Source organism: Microbacterium sp. JZ70 (genome assembly GCF_053903225.1).
Genome location: NZ_CP096405.1, coordinates 2,915,512 through 2,934,562, shown reverse-complemented (window position 1 = coordinate 2,934,562; position 19,051 = coordinate 2,915,512). Strand labels below are relative to the sequence as shown.

At 73.6% G+C, this 19,051-nt stretch carries 16 protein-coding genes; 3 read left to right on the top strand and 13 right to left on the bottom strand.

Going from position 1 to position 19,051, the window contains the following annotated elements; all coding sequences use genetic code 11:
* Positions 1-48: 48 nt before the first annotated feature.
* The gene (locus M1D46_RS13575; protein WP_455970801.1) at positions 49-1,212 is read left to right on the top strand and encodes an ROK family protein; all 1,164 of its coding nucleotides are present in this window, start codon (positions 49-51) and stop codon (positions 1,210-1,212) included.
* Positions 1,213-1,277: 65 nt separating this feature from the next.
* Here the strand turns inward: M1D46_RS13575 and M1D46_RS13570 are convergent, their stop codons facing one another.
* From M1D46_RS13570 to M1D46_RS13520, 11 genes are all read right to left on the bottom strand, one after another.
* A complete protein-coding gene (locus M1D46_RS13570) occupies positions 1,278-2,723 on the bottom strand; it encodes an aldehyde dehydrogenase (NADP(+)) (RefSeq protein ID WP_456285812.1) in 1,446 nt (481 codons plus the stop codon).
* Positions 2,720-3,808, bottom strand: a complete 1,089-nt coding sequence (locus tag M1D46_RS13565) for a mandelate racemase/muconate lactonizing enzyme family protein (protein ID WP_456285811.1) — start codon at positions 3,806-3,808, stop codon at positions 2,720-2,722. The genes M1D46_RS13570 and M1D46_RS13565 overlap by 4 nt, the downstream gene beginning before the upstream one ends.
* Positions 3,805-4,716, bottom strand: coding sequence for a 5-dehydro-4-deoxyglucarate dehydratase (locus tag M1D46_RS13560; protein ID WP_456285810.1), 912 nt, complete (start codon positions 4,714-4,716; stop codon positions 3,805-3,807). Before M1D46_RS13560 ends, M1D46_RS13565 begins: the two co-directional genes overlap by 4 nt.
* Entirely contained in the window at positions 4,709-5,650 is a 942-nt protein-coding gene (locus M1D46_RS13555) for an NAD-dependent epimerase/dehydratase family protein (protein ID WP_456285809.1), read from the bottom strand. The genes M1D46_RS13560 and M1D46_RS13555 overlap by 8 nt, the downstream gene beginning before the upstream one ends.
* Positions 5,647-6,984 carry a Gfo/Idh/MocA family protein gene (locus tag M1D46_RS13550; protein WP_456285808.1) on the bottom strand — a complete coding sequence of 446 codons (1,338 nt, stop codon included), beginning with the start codon at positions 6,982-6,984 and terminating at the stop codon, positions 5,647-5,649. Before M1D46_RS13550 ends, M1D46_RS13555 begins: the two co-directional genes overlap by 4 nt.
* A gap of 71 nt (positions 6,985-7,055) precedes the next feature.
* On the bottom strand, positions 7,056-8,048 hold the full coding sequence (locus tag M1D46_RS13545) for a LacI family DNA-binding transcriptional regulator (protein WP_421074385.1): 993 nt from the start codon (positions 8,046-8,048) through the stop codon (positions 7,056-7,058).
* 105 nt (positions 8,049-8,153) lie between these two features.
* Positions 8,154-9,215, bottom strand: a complete 1,062-nt coding sequence (locus M1D46_RS13540) for a M24 family metallopeptidase (protein WP_456285807.1) — start codon at positions 9,213-9,215, stop codon at positions 8,154-8,156.
* A 237-nt stretch (positions 9,216-9,452) separates the two neighbouring features.
* Positions 9,453-10,760, bottom strand: coding sequence for an O-acetylhomoserine aminocarboxypropyltransferase/cysteine synthase family protein (locus tag M1D46_RS13535; protein WP_456285806.1), 1,308 nt, complete (start codon positions 10,758-10,760; stop codon positions 9,453-9,455).
* Positions 10,761-10,839: 79 nt separating this feature from the next.
* Entirely contained in the window at positions 10,840-11,781 is a 942-nt protein-coding gene (locus M1D46_RS13530; protein WP_456285805.1) for a quinone oxidoreductase family protein, read from the bottom strand.
* 62 nt (positions 11,782-11,843) lie between these two features.
* Entirely contained in the window at positions 11,844-13,118 is a 1,275-nt protein-coding gene (locus M1D46_RS13525) for an alpha-hydroxy acid oxidase (RefSeq protein WP_456285804.1), read from the bottom strand.
* Positions 13,087-13,821 carry a FadR/GntR family transcriptional regulator gene (locus M1D46_RS13520; protein ID WP_324014330.1) on the bottom strand — a complete coding sequence of 245 codons (735 nt, stop codon included), beginning with the start codon at positions 13,819-13,821 and terminating at the stop codon, positions 13,087-13,089. The genes M1D46_RS13525 and M1D46_RS13520 overlap by 32 nt, the downstream gene beginning before the upstream one ends.
* Before the next feature lie 69 nt (positions 13,822-13,890).
* Here M1D46_RS13520 and M1D46_RS13515 point away from each other — a divergent pair, with 69 nt between their 5' ends.
* Both M1D46_RS13515 and M1D46_RS13510 read left to right on the top strand, forming a co-directional pair.
* Positions 13,891-14,805: a pseudouridine synthase gene (locus tag M1D46_RS13515; RefSeq protein WP_456285803.1), complete on the top strand. Its 915-nt coding sequence runs from the start codon at positions 13,891-13,893 to the stop codon at positions 14,803-14,805.
* 177 nt (positions 14,806-14,982) lie between these two features.
* Positions 14,983-16,602: a DUF222 domain-containing protein gene (locus M1D46_RS13510; protein ID WP_456285802.1), complete on the top strand. Its 1,620-nt coding sequence runs from the start codon at positions 14,983-14,985 to the stop codon at positions 16,600-16,602.
* Between the two features lie 56 nt (positions 16,603-16,658).
* Here the strand turns inward: M1D46_RS13510 and M1D46_RS13505 are convergent, their stop codons facing one another.
* Together M1D46_RS13505 and M1D46_RS13500 are read right to left on the bottom strand one after the other, a co-directional pair.
* On the bottom strand, positions 16,659-17,618 hold the full coding sequence (locus tag M1D46_RS13505) for a serine hydrolase domain-containing protein (protein ID WP_456285801.1): 960 nt from the start codon (positions 17,616-17,618) through the stop codon (positions 16,659-16,661).
* A complete protein-coding gene (locus M1D46_RS13500) occupies positions 17,615-19,027 on the bottom strand; it encodes a rhamnulokinase (protein WP_456285800.1) in 1,413 nt (470 codons plus the stop codon). The genes M1D46_RS13505 and M1D46_RS13500 overlap by 4 nt, the downstream gene beginning before the upstream one ends.
* Positions 19,028-19,051 lie beyond the last annotated feature (24 nt).

The following is a 19,051-nucleotide window of genomic DNA, read 5'->3' as shown; positions in this document are numbered from 1 at the left end:
CGGGACCCGGATATCGTGATCGGAACGACAAATGGCGAGGGGATCGCGATGGCGGAACGGGCGATGAGCGTCGAGGGCGTGCGGCGCCGCAACCTCGGCGAGGTGCTGCGGCTCGTGCACGAGGAGGGCGCCCAGTCGCGCGCCCGCATCACGGCCGCGACGGGCCTCAACCGCTCGACGGTCGCCGACCTCGTCGGCGCGCTCGTCGACGCCGGCCTCGTCGTCGAACGCGAGCCGGACCCCACGCGGCGTGTGGGCCGTCCGTCGCCCATCGTCGCGCCCAGCGCCGATGTCGTCGCGATCGCGGCGAACCCCGAGGTGGACGCGCTCGAGATCGGCGCGATCGCACTCGACGGCACCGTCCGCGCCCGCGCCCGCGAGGAGGTCGACCACCTGCTCACCCCTGAGGAGACGGCCGACGCCATCGCGCGGATCGTGAGCGGATGGCGAGAGGGCTCCCTGCGCGAGGTGCGGATGGTCGGGGTCGGGGTGGCCGTGCCGGGTCTCGTCCGCGCGGACGACGGCGTCGTGCGTCTCGCGCCGCACCTCGGCTGGCGCGATGCGGCCGTCGGGGCCCTCATCGCGGACCGCGTGGGGCTGCCGGTCGTCGTCGGCAACGACGCGACCCTCGGCGCGCGGGCCGAGCACCTGTTCGGAGCGGCCGAGGGGCACCGCGACGTCGTCTACCTCAACGGCGGTGCGAGCGGCATCGGCGGCGGACTCATCCTCGACGGGCGGGTGATCGCCGGCGCAGGCGGCTACGCGGGGGAGTGGGGGCAGAACACGCCGGGCATCCTCGACGGAGCAGACCGCGCGACACCCGGCGGCGTGCTCGAGGACGAGGTGAGCAGGGCGCGGCTCCTCGCGGCCCTCGGCCTGTCCTCGGCCGACGACCCGACCCTCGCCGCCGCGCTCGCCGAGTCGTCCGCTCCCGGAGTCGTCGACGAGGTCGCCCGGCAGCGGCGCATCCTCGCGACCGCGCTCGCGAATGCGGTCAACGTGCTGAACCCGTCGGCCATCGTCCTCGGCGGCTTCCTCGGCATGATCGTCGCCGCCGACCCCGAGGGGTTCGACGAGGCCGTCCGGCGTCATGCTCTCGCGGCGCCTGCCGAGGCGCTCGACATCCGTCCTGCGGCGCTCGCCGAGGACCGTCTCCTCATCGGCGCCGCCGAGGCCGCGTTCGCTCCGCTGCTCGCCGATCCGCTCGCCTGAGGGCCGACGGTCGCCGCGGGACCCGAAACGGGTTCCCGACCCGTCCCGTCCCGGCCCCGCGGCCCTCAGCCGCGCGGGACGACGAGCCCGCCGTTGCGGCGATGCGGCAGTCGCGCGAGCGCCTCGTCGCGCAGGGGCGCGGGCAGAAGGCGCTGCGGCGCATCCTGGTACGCCACGGGGCGCAGGAATCGCCGGATGGCCGTGGCTCCGACGGAGGTGTGCAGCGAGGTCGTCGCGGGCCACGGTCCGCCGTGGTGCTGCGACCACGTGACCGCGACGCCCGTCGGCCAGCCTGCGAACAGCACGCGCCCGGCGACCGCCGTGAGCGCGTCGACGAGCGCGTCGACCTCCTCGTCCTCCTCCGCATGCAGGGTCGCCGTGAGGCTGCCGGGGACGGCCGCGATCGCCCGGAGCAGCTGCTCCTCGTCGTCGTACGCGACGAGGAGGGTCGCGGGGCCGAAGACCTCCTCGAGGAGCACGTCAGGGCGCTCGGCGATCGCGGCGGCGTCCGTCGCGATGACGACCGGGCGCGCGCCATCCGATGCGGCGCCGTGCGCGATCACGGTCGCTGACGGGTCGGCGGCGAGCCGGTCGACGCCCTCGGGGAAGGCCTCGGTGATGCGGTCGGTGAGGAGAGGCCCGCCGTGCGCGTCGGCGACCTGCGCCGCGACGGCGTCCTCGAAGCCCGCTCCGCGCGGCACGAACACGACGCCGGGCTTGGTGCAGAACTGACCGGAGCCCAGCGTGAACGAGCCGACGAGCCCTGCGGCGAGCTCGTCGCGGCGGGCGGCTGCCGCGCCTCGCGTGACGACGACGGGATTGAGGCTGCCGAGCTCTCCGTAGAAGGGGATCGGGTCGGGTCGTCCGGAGGCGAGGTCGAACAGCGCGCGCCCTCCGGCGACCGAGCCCGTGAAGCCGGCGGCGCGCACCGCCGGATGCACCACGAGCGCGTTCCCCGCCGCGCGCCCCTCGACGAGCGCGAGGGAGCCGCTCGGCGCCCCCGCGGCCTCGAGCGCGGCGGCGGCGATCTGCGCGGTGCGCCGCGAGAGCTCGGGGTGCCCGGAGTGGGCCTTCACGACGACGGGATTCCCGGCGGCCAGGGCCGATGCCGCGTCGCCGCCGCAGACCGAGAACGCGAACGGGAAGTTCGACGCCGAGAACACCGCCACCACGCCGAGCGGCACGAGCAGACGGCGCAGCTCGGGCCGAGGCGGCGTGGCCGAGGGGTCGGCGTCGTCGACGGTGAGCTCGAGGTAGGAGCCCTCCTCGACGACGCCCGCGAAGAGGCGCAGCTGCCCGGTCGTGCGGGCGACCTCGCCGCGCAGGCGCGTGCCGCCGAGCCGCGTCTCGCGGTCGGCGATCTCGACGAGCTCGTCGGCGGCCGCGTCGAGCGCGTCGGCGAGTGCGCGCAGCCAGCGCGCGCGGGTGGCCGCGTCGGCGTCCCGCCATGCGGGGAACGCGGTGCGCGCGCGGGCGACGATCTCGTCGAGCTGGTCGGGTGTCGTGGTCATGAGGCGGCCTCCAGATCGGGATGGTAGCGGAAGCGCAGGCCGAGGCCGAGGTGCGGCGCCTCCGTGAGGCGCCCGTCTGCGATGCGCACCGGGCTGGGATCGGCGAGGGCCCCGAGATCGCCGAAGCCGGCATCCTCGACGTCCTCCGCGAGCGGGTCGCCGGGGAGCGTGAGCGCGAGCTGCCCCGACAGCTCGGGCAGGAGGTGCGGATGCACCTGCACGCCGTGCGCGTGCGCGCGCTCGACGATCCGGAGGAAGGGCGTGATGCCGCCCACGCGCACGACGTTCGGCTGCGCGAAGCGGATGGCCCCGCTCGCGAGGAACTCCTCGAATCGATGCACGGTGTGCAGGTTCTCGCCCACCGCGATCGGCGTCGGGATGCGCCGCGACAGCTCGACATGACCCTCGAGGTCGTCGGCGCGCAGCGGCTCCTCGATCCACGCGGGCGCGAACGGGGCGAGCAGCTCCATCGCGGCGGTCGCGCGGTCGAGGTCCCACCGCTGGTTCGCGTCGATCATGAGGCCGCGGCCGGGTCCGAGCACCTCGCGCACGGCGGCGACGCGGTCGGCGTCCTCGGCGGGGTCGGGCCGGCCGACCTTGATCTTCACGGCGTCGAAGCCGGCATCGACCCAGCGGCGCACCTGCGCGACGAGCTCGTCCTGCGTGTAGTGCAGGTTCACACCGCTGCCGTACGCGGTCACGCTGTCGCGACGGCGGCCGATGAGCGTCGAGAGCGAGGCACCGTGAGCGCGGCCCTCGGCGTCCCACAGGGCGAGGTCGAGCCCTGCGAGCGCGATCGTCGTGATGCCGCCGCCTCCGGCCTCGTGCAGGTGCCGCCACAGCTCATCCCACGTCCGCGTCGGGTCTGCGGGGCGGCCGATCGCGGCCGGAGCGATGTCGTGCTCGAGCATCGCGAGCACCGCCTCGGCGCCGATCTGCGGCGTCCACGAGAAGCCCCATCCGCGGGCGCCGTCCGAGCGGACGACGGTCGTGGCGATGACGCCGACGCTCGTGACGTCGGCCGCCCACGGGCGCACGAGCGGCACGCGCTCGAGGCGCGCCGTGAGCGAGCGGATGGTCGTCACGCGGCGAGCTCCCGCCCGCGTTCGAGGAGGGCGGCGAGGCGCGCGAGCTGGTCCGGGCTCGGGTCGATGAGCGGCGCGCGCACGGAGCCGACGTCGAGGCCCGAGAGTCGCACGCCGGCCTTGATGAGCGAGACGGCGAAGCCGGGCGTCTCGTCTCGGAGCGCGACGAGAGGCGCGTAGAAGCCCTCGAGGAGCGCGCGCTGTCGCGCGGTGTCGCCCGAGCGGTGCGCGGAGAAGAACGCGACGGCCACCTCCGGCAGCATCGCGAAGACGGCCGAGGAGTACATCGGCACGCCGATCGCGGTGTACGCCGCCTGCGACAGCTCGGCCGTGAGCAGCCCGTTGAAGAAGAGCACGTCGCGCTGGGCGCGGGCCGCCTCGAGCACGAACTGCTGCGCGAGCGCGACGTCGCCCGCGCCGTCCTTGATGCCGACGACGCGCGGATTCTGCAGGAGGTGCGCGACCGACCCGGGGGAGAACTGCGCGTTCGCGCGGTGGTAGACGATCACGGGGAGGTCGCTCGCCGCGGCGATCTGCTCGACGTACGCGATGAGGCCCTCCTGCGGTGCGCCCACGAGGTACGGGGGCATGACGAGCAGGCCGTCGGCGCCGGCCTCCGCCGCGATGCGCGCGCAGGCGACCGCGTGGCCGAGCGGGCCGCCGGCTCCCGCGATGACGGGCACGCGTCCTGCCGTCGCGCGCACGGCGGCCGCGACGGCCGCGCGCACGTCCTCGAGCGACAGGGTGTGGAACTCGCCCGTGCCGCAGGCGGCGAACACGGCGCCCGGCTCGTGGGCGAGAGCACCCGCGACGTGCTGCTCGACGAGGTCGGCGTCGACCCTGTCGTGCGCATCGAAGGCGGTCACCGGGAAGAACAGGACGCGGTCGGGGATGGCGAGGTCAGTCAAGGCGGTTCTCCTGTCGAGGGGATGCGGACACCGCGACGCGCTCGCCGAGCTCGTCGCGCCACGCGTGCTTGGGGCGCCACCCGAGCAGGCGCCGCGCCTTGGCGTTCGAGAACGCCGGAGCGGTGCCCGTGAGCTCGGCGGCCGCGCGGGCGGTGCCCGGGTGGAAGCGCGGGAGGAGGTCGCAGAGCGGCTCGCGTGCGAGGGCGTCGTCGGCGCCGACGAAGAACACCTCGCCGTTCGGGATGTCGCCCATGGCAGCGAGCAGCGTGTCGGCGAAGCGGGACACATCGCGCGCATCGACGTAGTTGAAGAGCGCGGGGGCCGACAGGGCCGGGTCGTCGAGCCGTTCGCGGACGGTGTGGCCCTGCTGGGTGGGCGCGCCCGCCCACTCCTCGGGGGCGATGACGTAGCAGGGGCGGAAGGCCGCGTAGCGGACAGCGTCGCCGGTCTGACGACGCAGCATGCCGATGGACTGCTCGATGATGAGCTTCGACAGCGCGTACGCGTTCCAGGGGAGCGGGGGCGTGTCCTCGTCGAGCGGAAGCCGCTCGGGAGTCCAGCCCGTCGGAGCGCCGTAGCCGAGCACGGTCGGGCTCGACGCCGCGACGATCCTCCCGACGCCGGCCGCCGCCGCGGCTCCCATCACCGACACCGCGAGGCCCGCGTTCGCGCGCATGATGACGTCCTCGGGAGCGCTGAACGGGACGGCGATCGCCGCGAGGTGGATGAGGGCGTCGGGGCGCGCCTGCGCGATCGCGCCGGCCGCCGCGCCGGGGGCGCCGAGGTCGGCGGCGACCTGCTCGACGCCCGCGAGCTCGGGGGCGTCGGAGACCTGCCGGTCGACCGACACGAGGTCGTGGCCCGCGGCCGCGAGGCCCGCGACGAGCGTGCGGCCGAGGCGCCCCGCGCCGCCGGTCACGAGGATGCGGCTCACGGTCGGTCCTCGGCGAGCAGCGCGATGCCCAGGTCGGACACGCGCACGGGGAGTCCCGTCTCGAGCGAGCGGTTCCCGGCGATCCCGACGGCGATCGAGCGGATGCCGTCGCTCCAGTCGGCAGGGCGCCCGAGCGGGTCGTCGCCGGGGCCGACGAAGACGTCGGAGAGGAGCAGCGCGTCGCCGCCCCCGTGGCCCCCCTCGCCCGACCGGCGGATCTCGATCTCGACGGGCTCCTCCCAGTGCCGCTGCACGATGAGGCGCTCGCCGCTCGGGCGCAGGACCGACGTCTCCGCGTCGACCGCGCTCGGGTCGAGCACGGGATGGAGCCCCTCGTCGGGCACGAGGGATCCGCGCTCGACGACCTCGAGCTCGGCACGGCCCTCGGTGCCGTTGATCGCGACGCGATAGCCCTCCCACGGCGCATGGGCGTTGAGGGAGTAGCCGAGCGTGGCTCCCGACGCGTAGTCCACGATGAGAGCGAGGTTGTCCTCGATCGTGATGCCGTCGCTGAAGACGTCGCGGTCGCGCACGTAGCCGTCGTGCTGCTCGGCTTCGAGGTACAGGGTCTTCAGACGCGGGTCCTCGCGCAGGTCGAGCTCGAACGGATCGTGCGCGCCCTCGTGCGTGCCGCGCTCGGGTCGCTCGCCGAGCCCGCGCGCGGCCGCGTTCTGTGCACCGTAGAAGCGCAGACCGCCCGAGGCGAACACGCGCCGCGGCTCGCTCGCGATCCACCAGTTGACGAGATCGAAGTGGTGGCTCGACTTGTGCACGAGGAGCCCGCCCGAATGCGCCTTCTCGCGGTGCCAGCGGCGGAAGTAGTCTGCGCCGTGCTTCGTGTCGAGCATCCAGGAGAAGTCGATCGACGTGACCCGCCCGATCCGACCCGACCGCACGACCTCGCGCAGCGCACTGTTGCGCGGGGAGTAGCGGTAGTTGAAGGTGATGACGACCTGACGGCCCGTGCGCGCAACCGCCTCCTCGATGCGCGCGGCGCTCGGGGCGTCGATCGTGAGCGGCTTCTCCACGACGACGTCGACGCCCGCCTCGAGCGAGCGCACGATCATCTCGGCGTGCGTGTCGTCGCGAGAGCAGATGACGACCCGCTCGATGCGCTCGTCGCGGATCATGTCCTCGAGGCGGTCGGGCGTCCAGACGCTCGGCGTCGGCAGCCCCTTGCCTGCGACCCGCTGCGCGTACACGTCGGCGCGGACCGGGTTGGGCTCGCACAGCGCGACGAGCGCCGCCCGGTCGGCGTAGGTGTCGGTGATCGCGTCGACATACATCTGGGCGCGGTGGCCGGTTCCGACGACGGCGTACCGGAGTTGGCTCATCGGTGAGTCCCTTCCTGAGAAAGCGGTTTCTCACGATACCACGAGGTCGCCTGCGGAGGCGAGCGTGCGGCTCAGGAAGCGGGCGGAGGGGCGGTGCTGCCGCGCACGGCGAGCGTCGGCGCGAGCACGACGGGCGGCGCGGCCGCGTCATCCTCGAGAAGCGCCCGCATCGCGCTCCATGCGAGCTCGCCCATCCGATCGGTCGGAACGCTCGCGGTCGTGAGAGGCGGTGTCGTGTAGCGCGCGAACGGGATGTCGTCGAAGCCCGTCACGGACACCTCGTGCGGGACCGCGACCCCCTCTTCGTGGAGTGCGCTGAGGAGGCCCATCGCGACGAGGTCGTTGTAGGCGAGAACCGCCGTGGCCTCGTGGGCGCGCACGGTCGCGACCGCCGCGGAGCCGTCGGCGAAGCCCGTCCCGCAGGGTGCCTCGGCGATGTCGAGATCCGGATGGGCGGCCCTCGCCTCGGCGATCGCCGCGACGCGCCGTGCGTTCGACGCGCTGCCCGGGACGCCCGCGAGGTAGAGCAGCCGACGGTGGCCGAGCATCCGCAGGTGCTCGATGAGCTCGCGGAGTCCGCGGCCGTAGTCGGCCGCGACGACGGGTGCGCCGTCCCCTCCGCGGTTCACGAGCACGGCGGGAGCGAGACGCGGCAGCGCCGCGGCCAGTTCGTCGTCGGGCATGCGCGGCGCGACGAGCACGATGCCGTCGGTGCGCCGGCGGGCCTGCAGTGCGAGCGCCGCCTCGTCGGCCGCGACCTCGGCGGAGTCGGCGACGAGCACGTGATAGCCGTCGCCCGCCGCCGCCCGGCTCAGCGTGCGCAGGATGGCCTGGAAGGTCGGGTTCCCGAGGTCGGGCACGAGGACCGCGACCGTCTGGGTCTTCCCGAGGGCGAGGCTTCGCGCGAGGGGGCTCGCGCTGTACCCGAGCTCGGCCGCCGCGTCCTGCACGCGCTGGACGAGGGCCGGGTCGACCTTCGGGTTGCCGTTCATGACCCGCGACACGGTCGCCGGCGACACTCCCGCGTGCTTCGCGACATCCGAGATGCGCAGCTTGGCCGTCATGGATTCGAGCGTATCCGCCGTCGGGCGATCATCCCGTCAGCCGTCCTCCGGGGTCGGCAGGCGGTAGACGTGCGAAGCCGTGCGCGGATGCCGTCGTCCAGCCGGTCATCCGACCTCGAGCGTCGCGGGACGTGCGACGCCGCGCACGTCGATGCGGGGCCAGGCGGGGTCGGCGCTCAGGACCTCGACGCCGCCCGCGCCATCGAACACGACGGTGTCCTCGACCTTCACCCCGGGGGCCCAGGGGTTCCAGGCGAACGCCTGGTTCTCCGCCACGCGGTCGCGGAGCGCGGGCGCGGCCTTGGGGTCGCGTCCCGCGTATCCCGTCGGCCCGCCCTGGTGGTGGCGCAGCCAGCCGTCCTCGCCGAAGCCATGGCGCCGGTAGCTCGCGGCGATGTCGTCGAGCACGTCGCCGAGCGCGCGGCCCGCGCGCGTCGCCGCCCAGGCGTCGGCCTCGACCTCGAGGACCCGCGGCGCGCCATCCGGCTCGGACCCGCGGAAGCGCACCCAGCGCGTGAGACTCACGTGGAGGCCGTCGCGCTTCGCGGTCGCGACCGCCATCGCGCGGTCGCCGAGCGGGGCCGCCGTCGGCAGCGGGTGCTGCACCCCGCCCCGGGCGGCTCCCGCGGCGAGCACGACCGCCGGCTCGGCGCCGCGGGCGAGGATGGCGTGCGCGAGTCGCCCGGCGAGCTCGAACTCCGACATCTCGGGAGACGCCTCGGCGAGCACCTCGGTCATCGCGCGCGCGGCGTCGGTGCCGAGACGCCGGTAGCGCTCGTGCTCGACCGGGAGAAGGCTCGCGCGCGCCGCGCGCAGCTCGGCCTCGAGCTCGGCCTCGTCGACGACGCCGTCGACGGGCGGCGCGAGGGGCGCGAACCAGTCGACGGGGCGGATCTCGGCGCCGCCGATCTCCTCCTCCGCGAGACGCTCGGCCTCGTTGCGCGGGGCGGTCACGACGATCTCGCCGTCGACGCGGACCACCGCCGAGAAGACGGGCGGACCGCCGAGCGGGACCGAGGTGCGCGCCCCGTCGAGCAGCCAGGACAGGCTCGCGCCGGATGTCAGCCGGACGGCGGTCGCGCCGCGCCGGTCGAGGAGGTCCGCGATGCGCGCGAGCTTGTGCGGACGGTCGGTCGAGACGGCGGCTCTGCCGGTCAGCGTGGTCATGGGTGCTCCCTTGCTCGGCACACACTCTACGCGAGGAACCGGTTTCTCGGTGTGGCGGCACGGCCGGTGCCATCGCCACGGCAGGAGAATCGCGCGGCTGCAGGACGCGAACGCGCGGATGGTCCTGCTCCGGGCGGAAAGTCCTGCGCTCGACCGGGCTGCGCGGGACGCGCAGTGCGACGGGCTGCGCGGGACGGGCAGCGCGCCGGGCTGCGACCGGCTGTGCGGACGAGGGCGCTAGGCGCGGGCGAGAGCCTGGTCGAGGTCGGCGATGATGTCGGCGGCCTCCTCGAGGCCGACCGAGATGCGGATGGTGCCCTGCGAGATGCCGGCGGCCGCGAGCTGATCGGGCGTCATGTGGTTGTGCGTCATCGAAGCGGGGTGCGCGACGATCGTGCGCGCATCGCCGATGTTCGCCACGAGGCGGATGGTCCGCAGGGCGTCGATCACCCGCTCCACGCGGTCGAACGTGTCCTCGTCGCTCGGCGCGAGCTCGAACGCGAACACGCTCGGCGAGCCCTTCGGGAGGTACGTCTCGGCACGCGCCCGCCACGGATTCGTCTCGATCGACGGGTGGAAGACGACGCCGACCGACGGATGGGCGTCGAGGAAGGCCGCGACGGCCTTCGCGTTCGCGACGTGGCGGCTCACGCGCAGGTCGAGGGTCTCGAGCCCCTGGATGAGCTGGAACGCGTTGAAGGGGGAGAGCGCGGGGCCCAGATCGCCGACGAACTTCGACTTCACGAGGGTCGTGAAGGCGCGCTCGCGCCCGAAGGCCTCCCAGAGCGAGACGTCGCCGTAGCGCCAGTGCGGCACGAAGAGGCCGGGCCACTTCTCGGGCTCGGCGGAGAAGTCGAACGTGCCGAGGTCGACCACGACGCCGCCGAGCGACGAGCCGTGTCCGCCGATGAACTTCGTCGCGGAGTGCACGACGATGTCGGCGCCGAAGTCGCGGGGGCGGAGGAGGAACGGCGTCGCGACCGTGTTGTCGATCACGAGGGGCACGCCGGCCTCGTGGGCGATGTGGGCGACCGCCGAGATGTCGAGCACCTGCGCGATCGGGTTCGCGACCGACTCGGCGAAGAACGCGCGCGTGCTCGGACGGACCGCGCGGCGCCATCCGTCGAGGTCGTCCTGGTCGACGAACGTGACGTCGAGGCCGAAGTCGCGGAAGGTGTCGTCGAAGAGGTCGACCGTGCCCCCGTACAGCTGACTCGCCGCGACGATGTGGCCACCGCGCCCCAGCAGGGCGAGCGTCGCGAGCGCGACCGCGGCCTGGCCCGAGGCGACGGCCGCCGCGGCCACGCCGCCCTCGAGACGCGCGAGGCGCTGCTCGAGCACGGCCTGCGTCGGGTTGTTGTTGCGGCTGTAGATGTAGCCCTTCTCGCGCAGCGCGAACTTCTCGCGCGCCTCGGTGAGCGACGAGAAGGCGTAGGCCGAGGACTGGTACACGGGAGGGAGCACCGTGAACTCGGGCGTGCCCGGCACGTAGCCCGCGTGGAGCTGGGTCGTGGCGAATCCCGCCGTCGGCTCGGCCTGTGTCATGCGGCCATTCTGTCGACCCGCACGGGGTCGCCCGGAATCCGTATGACGCCGTGTTTCGGCGCGGGAATGCCGCGCCGGGTCAGGGGATGAGCAGCACCTTGCCGTTCGCGCCCTCCTCGACGAGCCGATGCGCCTGCGGCGCCTCGGCGAGTGGGAGCGCTTCGCCGATCTCGACGCTGAACCGCCCGGCGGCCAGGAGCGCGAGCGCGACCGGCACCGCTTCCAGACGCCAGGCCTCCTGCTGCGGCGTGAGCGGCCGAGGCGAGCCTCCGCTGAAGGCGCGGATGCCGAGCGCGTCGGCCTTCGCGCCCTGCACGAGCGTGGCGATCCGCGTGCGGTCGTCGAGGAGCTCGAGCGACGCGTGCAGCGCCTCGTCGGTGCCGACGGCGTCGAGGATCACGGTCGGACCGTCCGGGGCGAGAGCGCGCACACGGTCGACGAGGCCCGGCCCGTACGCGACCGGCTCGCCGCCGAGCCCGCGCACGCGGTCGCCCCGCGCGTCGCTCGTCGTGGCGATGACGCGTGCGCCGGCGAGCACGGCGAACTGGATGACCGCCTGTCCGACGGCGCCCGAGCCGCCGTGCACGAGGAGCGTGTCGTCGGCGCGCACGCCGAGCGAGCGCAGGGCCTGGTACGCCGTCCCGATCGGGATGCCGAGCGCTGCGCCCTGTGCGGCCGTGACGCCTGCGGGGCGCGCGAACACGTGATCGGCCGGTGCGACGACATCCGTCGCGTAGGCACCCTGTGCGCCCGTGAACGCGACCGGGTCGCCGACGCGGAAGCCGTCGACGTCCGCGCCGACCGCGGTGATGTGGCCGGCGCCGTCGCTGCCGACGCGGCGGGGCTCGGTGATCGGCGGAGTGGGGCGCAGCCCCGTCCTGAGCTTCCACTCGACGGGGTTCACGCCGGCCGCCTCGACCCGGATGGCGACCTCGCCGGGTCCGGGGACGGGATCGGGGACGTCTGCGAGCGTCAGGACCTCGGGGCCGCCGAGCTCGGTGTGCTGGATCGCCTTCGCCATGCCTTCACGGTAGCGCGCGGAAGGGGCGCCGGGACCGATCCCGACGCCCCTTCCGCTCGAGGTCAGGCGCGCGCGGCTGCGGCCTCGGCAGCCGCGACGTGCGCGGGCGCGACCGGCACGAGGCGGCTGAGCTGCGTCACGTGGCGCGGCTCGAGCTCCTCGAGGGTGGAGACGCCGAGGAGTGCCATGGTGCGCTCGATCTCGGTCCGCAGGATCGCGATCATGCGGTCGACGCCCGCACGGCCGCCGGCCATGAGTCCGTAGAGGTACGCGCGGCCGACGAGCGTGAACTTCGCCCCGAGCGCGACCGAGGCGACGATGTCGGCGCCGTTCATGATGCCCGTGTCGATCATCACGGTCGCGTCGGAGCCGACCTCGCGCACGACGTTCGGCAGGAGGTGGAACGGCACGGGGGCGCGGTCGAGCTGACGGCCGCCGTGGTTGGACAGCACGATGCCGTCGACGCCGAGGTCGACGAGGCGCTTGGCGTCCGGCACGTTCTGCACGCCCTTCACGACGAGCTTGCCGGGCCACATCGAGCGGATGATGTCGAGGTCGTCGTACGAGATGGTCGGGTCCATCGCGGCGTTGAGCAGGTCGCCGACCGTCCCGCCCGTCGACGAGAGCGACGCGAACTCGAGCTTGGGCATCGTGAGGAAGTCGAACCACCACCACGGGCGCGGGATGGCGTTCACGATCGTGCCGAGGGAGAGCTGCGGGGGGATCGAGAAGCCGTTGCGCTTGTCGCGCAGGCGGGCTCCCGCGACCGGGGTGTCGACCGTGAACATGAGGGTGTCGAACCCGGCCTTGGCGGCGCGCTCGACGAGGCCGTACGAGATCTCGCGCTGGCGCATGACGTAGAGCTGGAACCAGTTGCGGCCGTTCGGGTTCGTCGCCTTGACGTCCTCGATCGAGGTCGTGCCGAGCGTCGACAGCGTGAACGGGATGCCCGCGGCGGCAGCGGCGCCCGCGCCCGCGTACTCGCCCTCGGTCTGCATGAGGCGCGTGAACCCGGTGGGCGCGATGCCGAACGGGAGCGCGCTCGGCCCGCCGAGGATCGTCGTCGACGTGTCGACGTGCTCGGCCGGCCGGAGGATGTCGGGGTGGAACTCGATGTCCTCGAAGGCCTGGCGGGCGCGCGCGATCGAGAGCTCTCCCTCGGCGGCGCCGTCGGTGTAGTCGAACGCGGCCGCCGGTGTGCGGCGCTTGGCGATCGCGCGCAGGTCGTACGTCGTGAGCGCCGCGTCGAGACGGCGTCGCTTGCCGTTGAGGTCGGGCTTCTTGAACTGCATGAGCTCGAGGAGCTCAGCGGGGTTGGGCAGCTGGCGCTTGAGCATTCTGCTCCCTCTCCATGGTGATCTGGTCGTAGTAGGTCGTGATGTGGTCGTGGATGGCCGTGGCGGCGGCGTCCTCGTCGGAGTCGGCGATCGCCGCGAGGATGCCGCGATGCTCATCGCGAAGCCGCGCGCAGGTCGCGGTCCAGTCGCCGACCGCGTGCGCTCCCGCGGTCACATAGGACTCGATCGCCGATCGGAGGCCCGCCATCGTCGCCGTGATGACCTGGTTGCCCGAGGCCTCGGCGAGCGAGAGGTGGAACTGCTGATCGAGCGCGAGGAACTCGGCCTCCGAGAGCGAGGGCTCGTCCATCGCGTCGAGGAGCGACGTCGCGGCCGAGAGGTCGGGGGAGATGCGCGCGAGGTGGCGCGCGACGTGCGTCTCCAGCACGAGGCGCGTGTCGACGATGTCGGACACGGGGAACCCGGTGGCCGCGAGCTGCAGCCGCATGAGGGCCGACATCCCGCCGCCGGGAACCGCGACGATGATCGCGCCCGACGAGGGTCCCGAGCCGGTCGCCGTGCGGACGAGGCCGAGCACCTCGAGCACGCGGATGGCCTCGCGCACGCTCGAGCGCCCGACGCCGAGCTCGGCCGCGAGCGCACGCTCGCCGGGGAGGCGGTCGCCGGGGGCGAGCGATCCGTCGAGCAGGGCGCGCTCGAGGTGGGAGAGGACGCTCTCCCAGGCGCGCTGATCGTCTGCCATGACGTCTCCTGTGGTCTGACCACTGTGGTCAGACCACACGTTATCACGTCTGCGGGGTACCGTCGAGGGATGCCCCGCTCCCCGCTTCCGCAGCGTCACGGCCTCGATGCGGCGTGGGTGCGGATGCCGCGCACGAGCCCGCACGCGTCGCTGCGCGACCACCTCGCCGCGCACATGCCGCGCCTGCGGCCCGAGCGTCTCGACGAGATGCTCGACGAGGGCGCCTTCGTCGACGACGAGGGCCGCCCGTTCGCCCCGGATGCGCCGTTCCGTCCCCATATGTTCGTCTGGTTCCACCGCGATCTGCGCGAGGAGGCGGAGGTGCCGTTCCCGCTCGAGGTGCTGCACCAGGACGAGCGGATCGTCGTGGTCGACAAGCCGCACTTCCTTGCGACCATCCCACGCGGCCGGCACGTCCAGCAGAGCGTCGTCGTGCGCGCTCGCCGCATGCTCGGCCTCCCCGAGCTCTCTCCGGCGCACCGTCTCGACCGCGTGACCGCGGGTGTCCTCCTCCTCACGACCGAGCGGCGGTGGCGGCGCGCCTACCAGTCGATGTTCGAGGAGCGCGTGCCGCAGAAGGAGTACGAGGCGGTGGCCGCGGCGCCCGGCGACCTCGAGCTGCCCGCGCACGTGCGCAGCTGCATCACCAAGGAGCACGGCGTCATGCAGGCGTTCGAGCACGACGACCGCCCGCCGAACGCGCACACGCTCATCGAGCTCATCGAGGAGAGCGGCGGCCTCGCGCGCTATCGCGCGACGCCCTTCACGGGGAAGACCCACCAGATCCGCCTGCACATGAACCGGATTGGGCGGCCGATCGTCGGCGACCCCATCTACCCGCGCGTGCAGGAGATCGACATCGACGACTTCTCATCCCCTCTGCAGCTGCTCGCGCGCACGCTGCGGTTCGTCGACCCCGTCGACGGCACGGAGCGGGAGTTCGAGAGCCGACGGGTGCTGGAGGCGTTCCCAGCGCAGAAGTGACGGCGCGGTGCGTTGGGCGACGCACGTCCGTGCCCCGCGGGCGCGGTGTCTGAGGCCTGACGCCGGGATCGCGAGCGACGATCCCACGCCCGCTTCGTTATCGTTCTGTGACCTTTTCTGCGACTGTCCGGCTCGTAGGGGTCTTCGAATGTCGGTGGTGGGCGGGACACTGGTGTCATGAGCGATGGGGCTGTGTGGGGTGAAGGGGATGGTCCGTCCCCGACACCGGGGGAGCGTGCGGCGGTGGAGTCGGCGATCGAGGCGATCCGGGCGGCGGACAGGGTGATCGCTCATGCGCAGGCGGCGCGTCAGATGGCGTTGGCGTCGGCGTCGCAGGTGGCGTGGGCGCAGCATGAGCGGCAGGTCGCGGCCGGGGGCTCGTCGCGGGCGTGGGCGCATCGGGCGATCGCGGAGGAGATCGCCGCGGCCACGCACACCCCGGGCCGGTCGGTGGAGCGGCAGATGAACGACGCCGCGAACCTGGTGTCCCGCTTCCCGGTCGTGCGGGACCGGCTCGCGGCGGGGACGGTGTCGCTCCCGCACGCGCGCACGATCGTGCTGTGCGGGGACCGGATCGACGACCCTGCCCTGCGCGCGACGTTCGAGGTGCGGGTGCTGGAGCGGCTGGACCGGGTGCCGATGACCGCGGCGGCGTTGGCGGAGGTGGCGCGGAAGATCGCGCAGGAACTGGACCCGGTCTCGATCAGCGACCGCCACAAGGCCGCCCGCAGGCGCCGGCGGGTGGGGTTCCGTCCCGGGGAGGACGCGATGGGCGCGTTCGACGCGGAGGTGGCGAACGTGCTCGGGGTCGGGATGATGGACCGCATCGACCAGATGGCGAAGACCGTCCTCGCCGCCCGCGCCGCCGCCCGCCGCGCCGGCGACCCGGCCGCGCTCGCGGATGACCGCACCTTGGATGAGATCCGGGCGGACATCTTCACCGACCTCACCCTCACCGGCACCCCCACCGGCCACGACCACCTCTACGGCGCCACCTTCGACTGTGCGGATGCGAAAGCCGGTGATGTCGGACTCGGCGCCACAGGCACAAGCGGCGCGGATGCGGACGTGAAGGCGGGTGATGTGGGCCTGGGCGTCATGGGCGTCGACGGCGACGCGGGCGCGAGCGTTGACGCGGGCGCGAGCGTTGACGCGGGCGCTCGCGCGGACGCGCGCACGTCACCCGGCGCGGCCGTCGGATCCGGTTCGGACGCTGCCTCGGCCGCGGGATCGGGTGCGGCGTTCCGTTCCCCGAAATCTCCGGCGGTGGGGCTCGGGGCGATTCGCGGGAGCGTGCACATCACCATCCCCGCCACCGCACTGGCGGACCCCACGAACCGGACCGAGGGCGCCACCCTTGCCGGGGCAGGCCCGATCCCGATCATCGACGCCAAGCAGATCGCCGCGGACGCGACGATCTGGAACCGGGCGTTCACCGACGCGAACACCGGGGTCCTCCTCACCGTCGACCAGAGATTCCCCACCACCGCGCAGCGGCGGTTCCTGAAGGCGCGAGATGAGCGGTGCCGGTTCCCCGGGTGCCGGCAGGCCATCCGGAAGCACTACGTCGACGTCGACCACACCCACCCCCACTCCCGCGGCGGGCCCACGAACGTGGCGAACCTCGAGTATTTGTGTGAAACGCATCACATGCTCGAGCAGATGACCGAATGGACCGTCACCCAGGGCCCCGGCGGCGTGCTCGAATGGGCCTCCCCCAACGGGCGCGTCTACACCGACACCCCACCACCCGTCGCCCGCTTCACCCCACGCGACGACGAACCACCACCCTTCTGACACGACACCGCGTCTCAGGGGAGAACTCTGCCCTCGGTCATGCGCGCTCTGAGCGCTCAGACCCCCGAGACGACCGCGTTGTCGAGCTGATCGGCGTCGAGGCCGTGGCCGTTCGCGCGGTTGGTCAGCAGCGTCCACGCGATGCCCGCGGTCGGATGGATCCAGAACTCGGTGCCCGACCATCCCGCGTGCCCGTAGACGTCGCGGTCGATGAGGGCGGGCGCGCGCGTGCGGAGGTTCCACGAGAAGCCCCAGTCCTGTCCGCGCTCCGCGGGGTACGGCTCGAAGCGAGGCACGCCGGTCGTGAGTGGGCGGAGCATCATCTCGAGGGTTCCGGGGCGCACGATGTCCGCGCCGCCGCGGAGCAGGGCCGAGCCGAGCGCCAGGAGCGCTCCCGCCGTGCCGATGGCGCCCGCGCCCGGGTGCCGCGAGGCGGCGAAGCGGTCGAGGTCGAGACTCGCCTCGATGTCGGGGATGCGGTGCGGGTCCGCGTCCTCGTCCAGGACGAGTCCGGGTGCGAAGGCGCGCACCTCGTCCTCCCACGACCGTCCTGTCGCGTGGCGGATGAGCTCGGCCGCGCCCTGGAACGCGATCGACGAGTAGCGCGATGCGGTGCCGACGGCGAAGTCGCGGCCAGGGCGGCGCAGGGCCGCGGCGAGCCCCTCGACCGGGTCGAGCGCCGGCTCGATGAGCCCCGACGTGTGCGCCATGAGGTGCTCGAGGCGCACGACGTCGTCGCGGGCGGCGGCTGCCTCGGGCACGGCGTCGGTGAGCGGGGTCTGCGACGTGAGCAGGCCGCGCTCGATCGCGCGCGCGGCGGCGAGCCCCGTGAGCACCTTCGTGATCGAGAACAGACGGTACGGATCGTCGATCCGCGCGGTGCGGCCATCCGTCGCGCCGAAGGCATCGAGCGCGACGACGCCGTCGGCCGTCGCGATGCCGAGGACCGCGGTCGGGATGCGGCCCGCGTCGACGTGGCGGCGCGCCCAGTCGAACGCCGCGCCCCAGCCGGTCATGCGCGGGGCGCGAAGCGTCGCGGCGCGGTCGTGCGCGCCACGAGCTCGCGCAGATCCTCGAGGGAGCCGGAGATCTCGCCGAGCGCGCGGGCCTGGACGAGCACGTTGCCGAGGGCGGTCGCCTCGACGGGCCCGGCGAGCACGGGGAGACCGGCGCGATCGGCGGTGAGCTGGCAGAGGAGCTCGTTGAGCGAGCCGCCGCCCACGAGGTGGATGGCGTTCACGCGCTTGCCGGAGAGCTCGGCGGCGGCGTGGACGGCGTCCGCGAACGCCGACGCGAGGCTCTCGACGATGCAGCGCGCGAACGCGGCACGGGACTGCGGCACGGCGAGCCCGCGTTCGGACAGCCAGCTCGCGATCCGGTCGGGCATCCCGCCCGGCGCCGTGAAGACGGGGTCGTTCGCATCGAAGACGGGCTGCGGCGTCTCGACGGCCGCGGCCTCGGCGAGCAGGGCGGGCAGGTCGATGGTCTCGCCCGACTCGCGCTCCCACGCGCGCACCGACTCCGAGAGGAGCCACAGGCCCATGACGTTGTGCAGGAAGCGCACGCGGCCGTCGACGCCTCCCTCGTTCGTGAAGTTCGCGGCGCGGCTCGCCTCGGTGAGGACAGGCGCGTCGAGCTCGACGCCGACGAGGCCCCACGTGCCGCAGCTGATGTACGCCGCATCCGGGTCGGTCATCGGGATCGCCGCGACGGCCGAGGCCGTGTCGTGCGAGCCGACCGCGATGACGGGCGCGTCGAGCCCCGTGGCCGTGCGCACGGCGTCGCGCAGCGTGCCGATGCGGTGGCCGGGCTGCACGAGGGTCGGCAGGAGGCGCGAGGGGATGCCGAGGCTCTCGGCGAGGGGGCGGTTCCAGTCTCCGCCGCCCACGCGCAGGAGTCCCGTGGTCGACGCGTTCGTGCTCTCGGCGACCTTCTCGCCGGTCAGCCAGTAGGCGATGAGGTCGGGGATGAGCAGGGCCTCGTCGGCGAGGTCGAGCGTGCCGGCGATGCGGTCGGCGGCGAGCTGGTAGAGCGTGTTGAACGCGAGGAACTGCAGACCGTTCTCGCCGTACAGCTCCTCGAACGGAGCGACCGCGTGGACGGCGTCGACGCCGGCGGCGGTGCGGGCATCGCGATAGTGATAGGGCGTGCCGAGCATGCGGCCGCCGCGGAGGAGAGCGTAGTCCACGGCCCACGAGTCGATCCCGATGGCGGCGACATCGCCGGTCTGCGCGGCGGCGCGGAGGCCCTCGACGATCGAGCGGTAGAGCTCGAGGATGTTCCAGTGCAGCCCGTCGATCGTCTCGACCGGGGTGTTGGGGAAGCGCGCGACGGCTTCCAGGCGCAGCTCGTCGGGGCCGACGTGGCCGAGCATGACCCGGCCGCTCGTGGCTCCGAGGTCGACGGCGGCGACGGTGACGGTCATGGGCGGGACGCTCCTCAGGGGAAG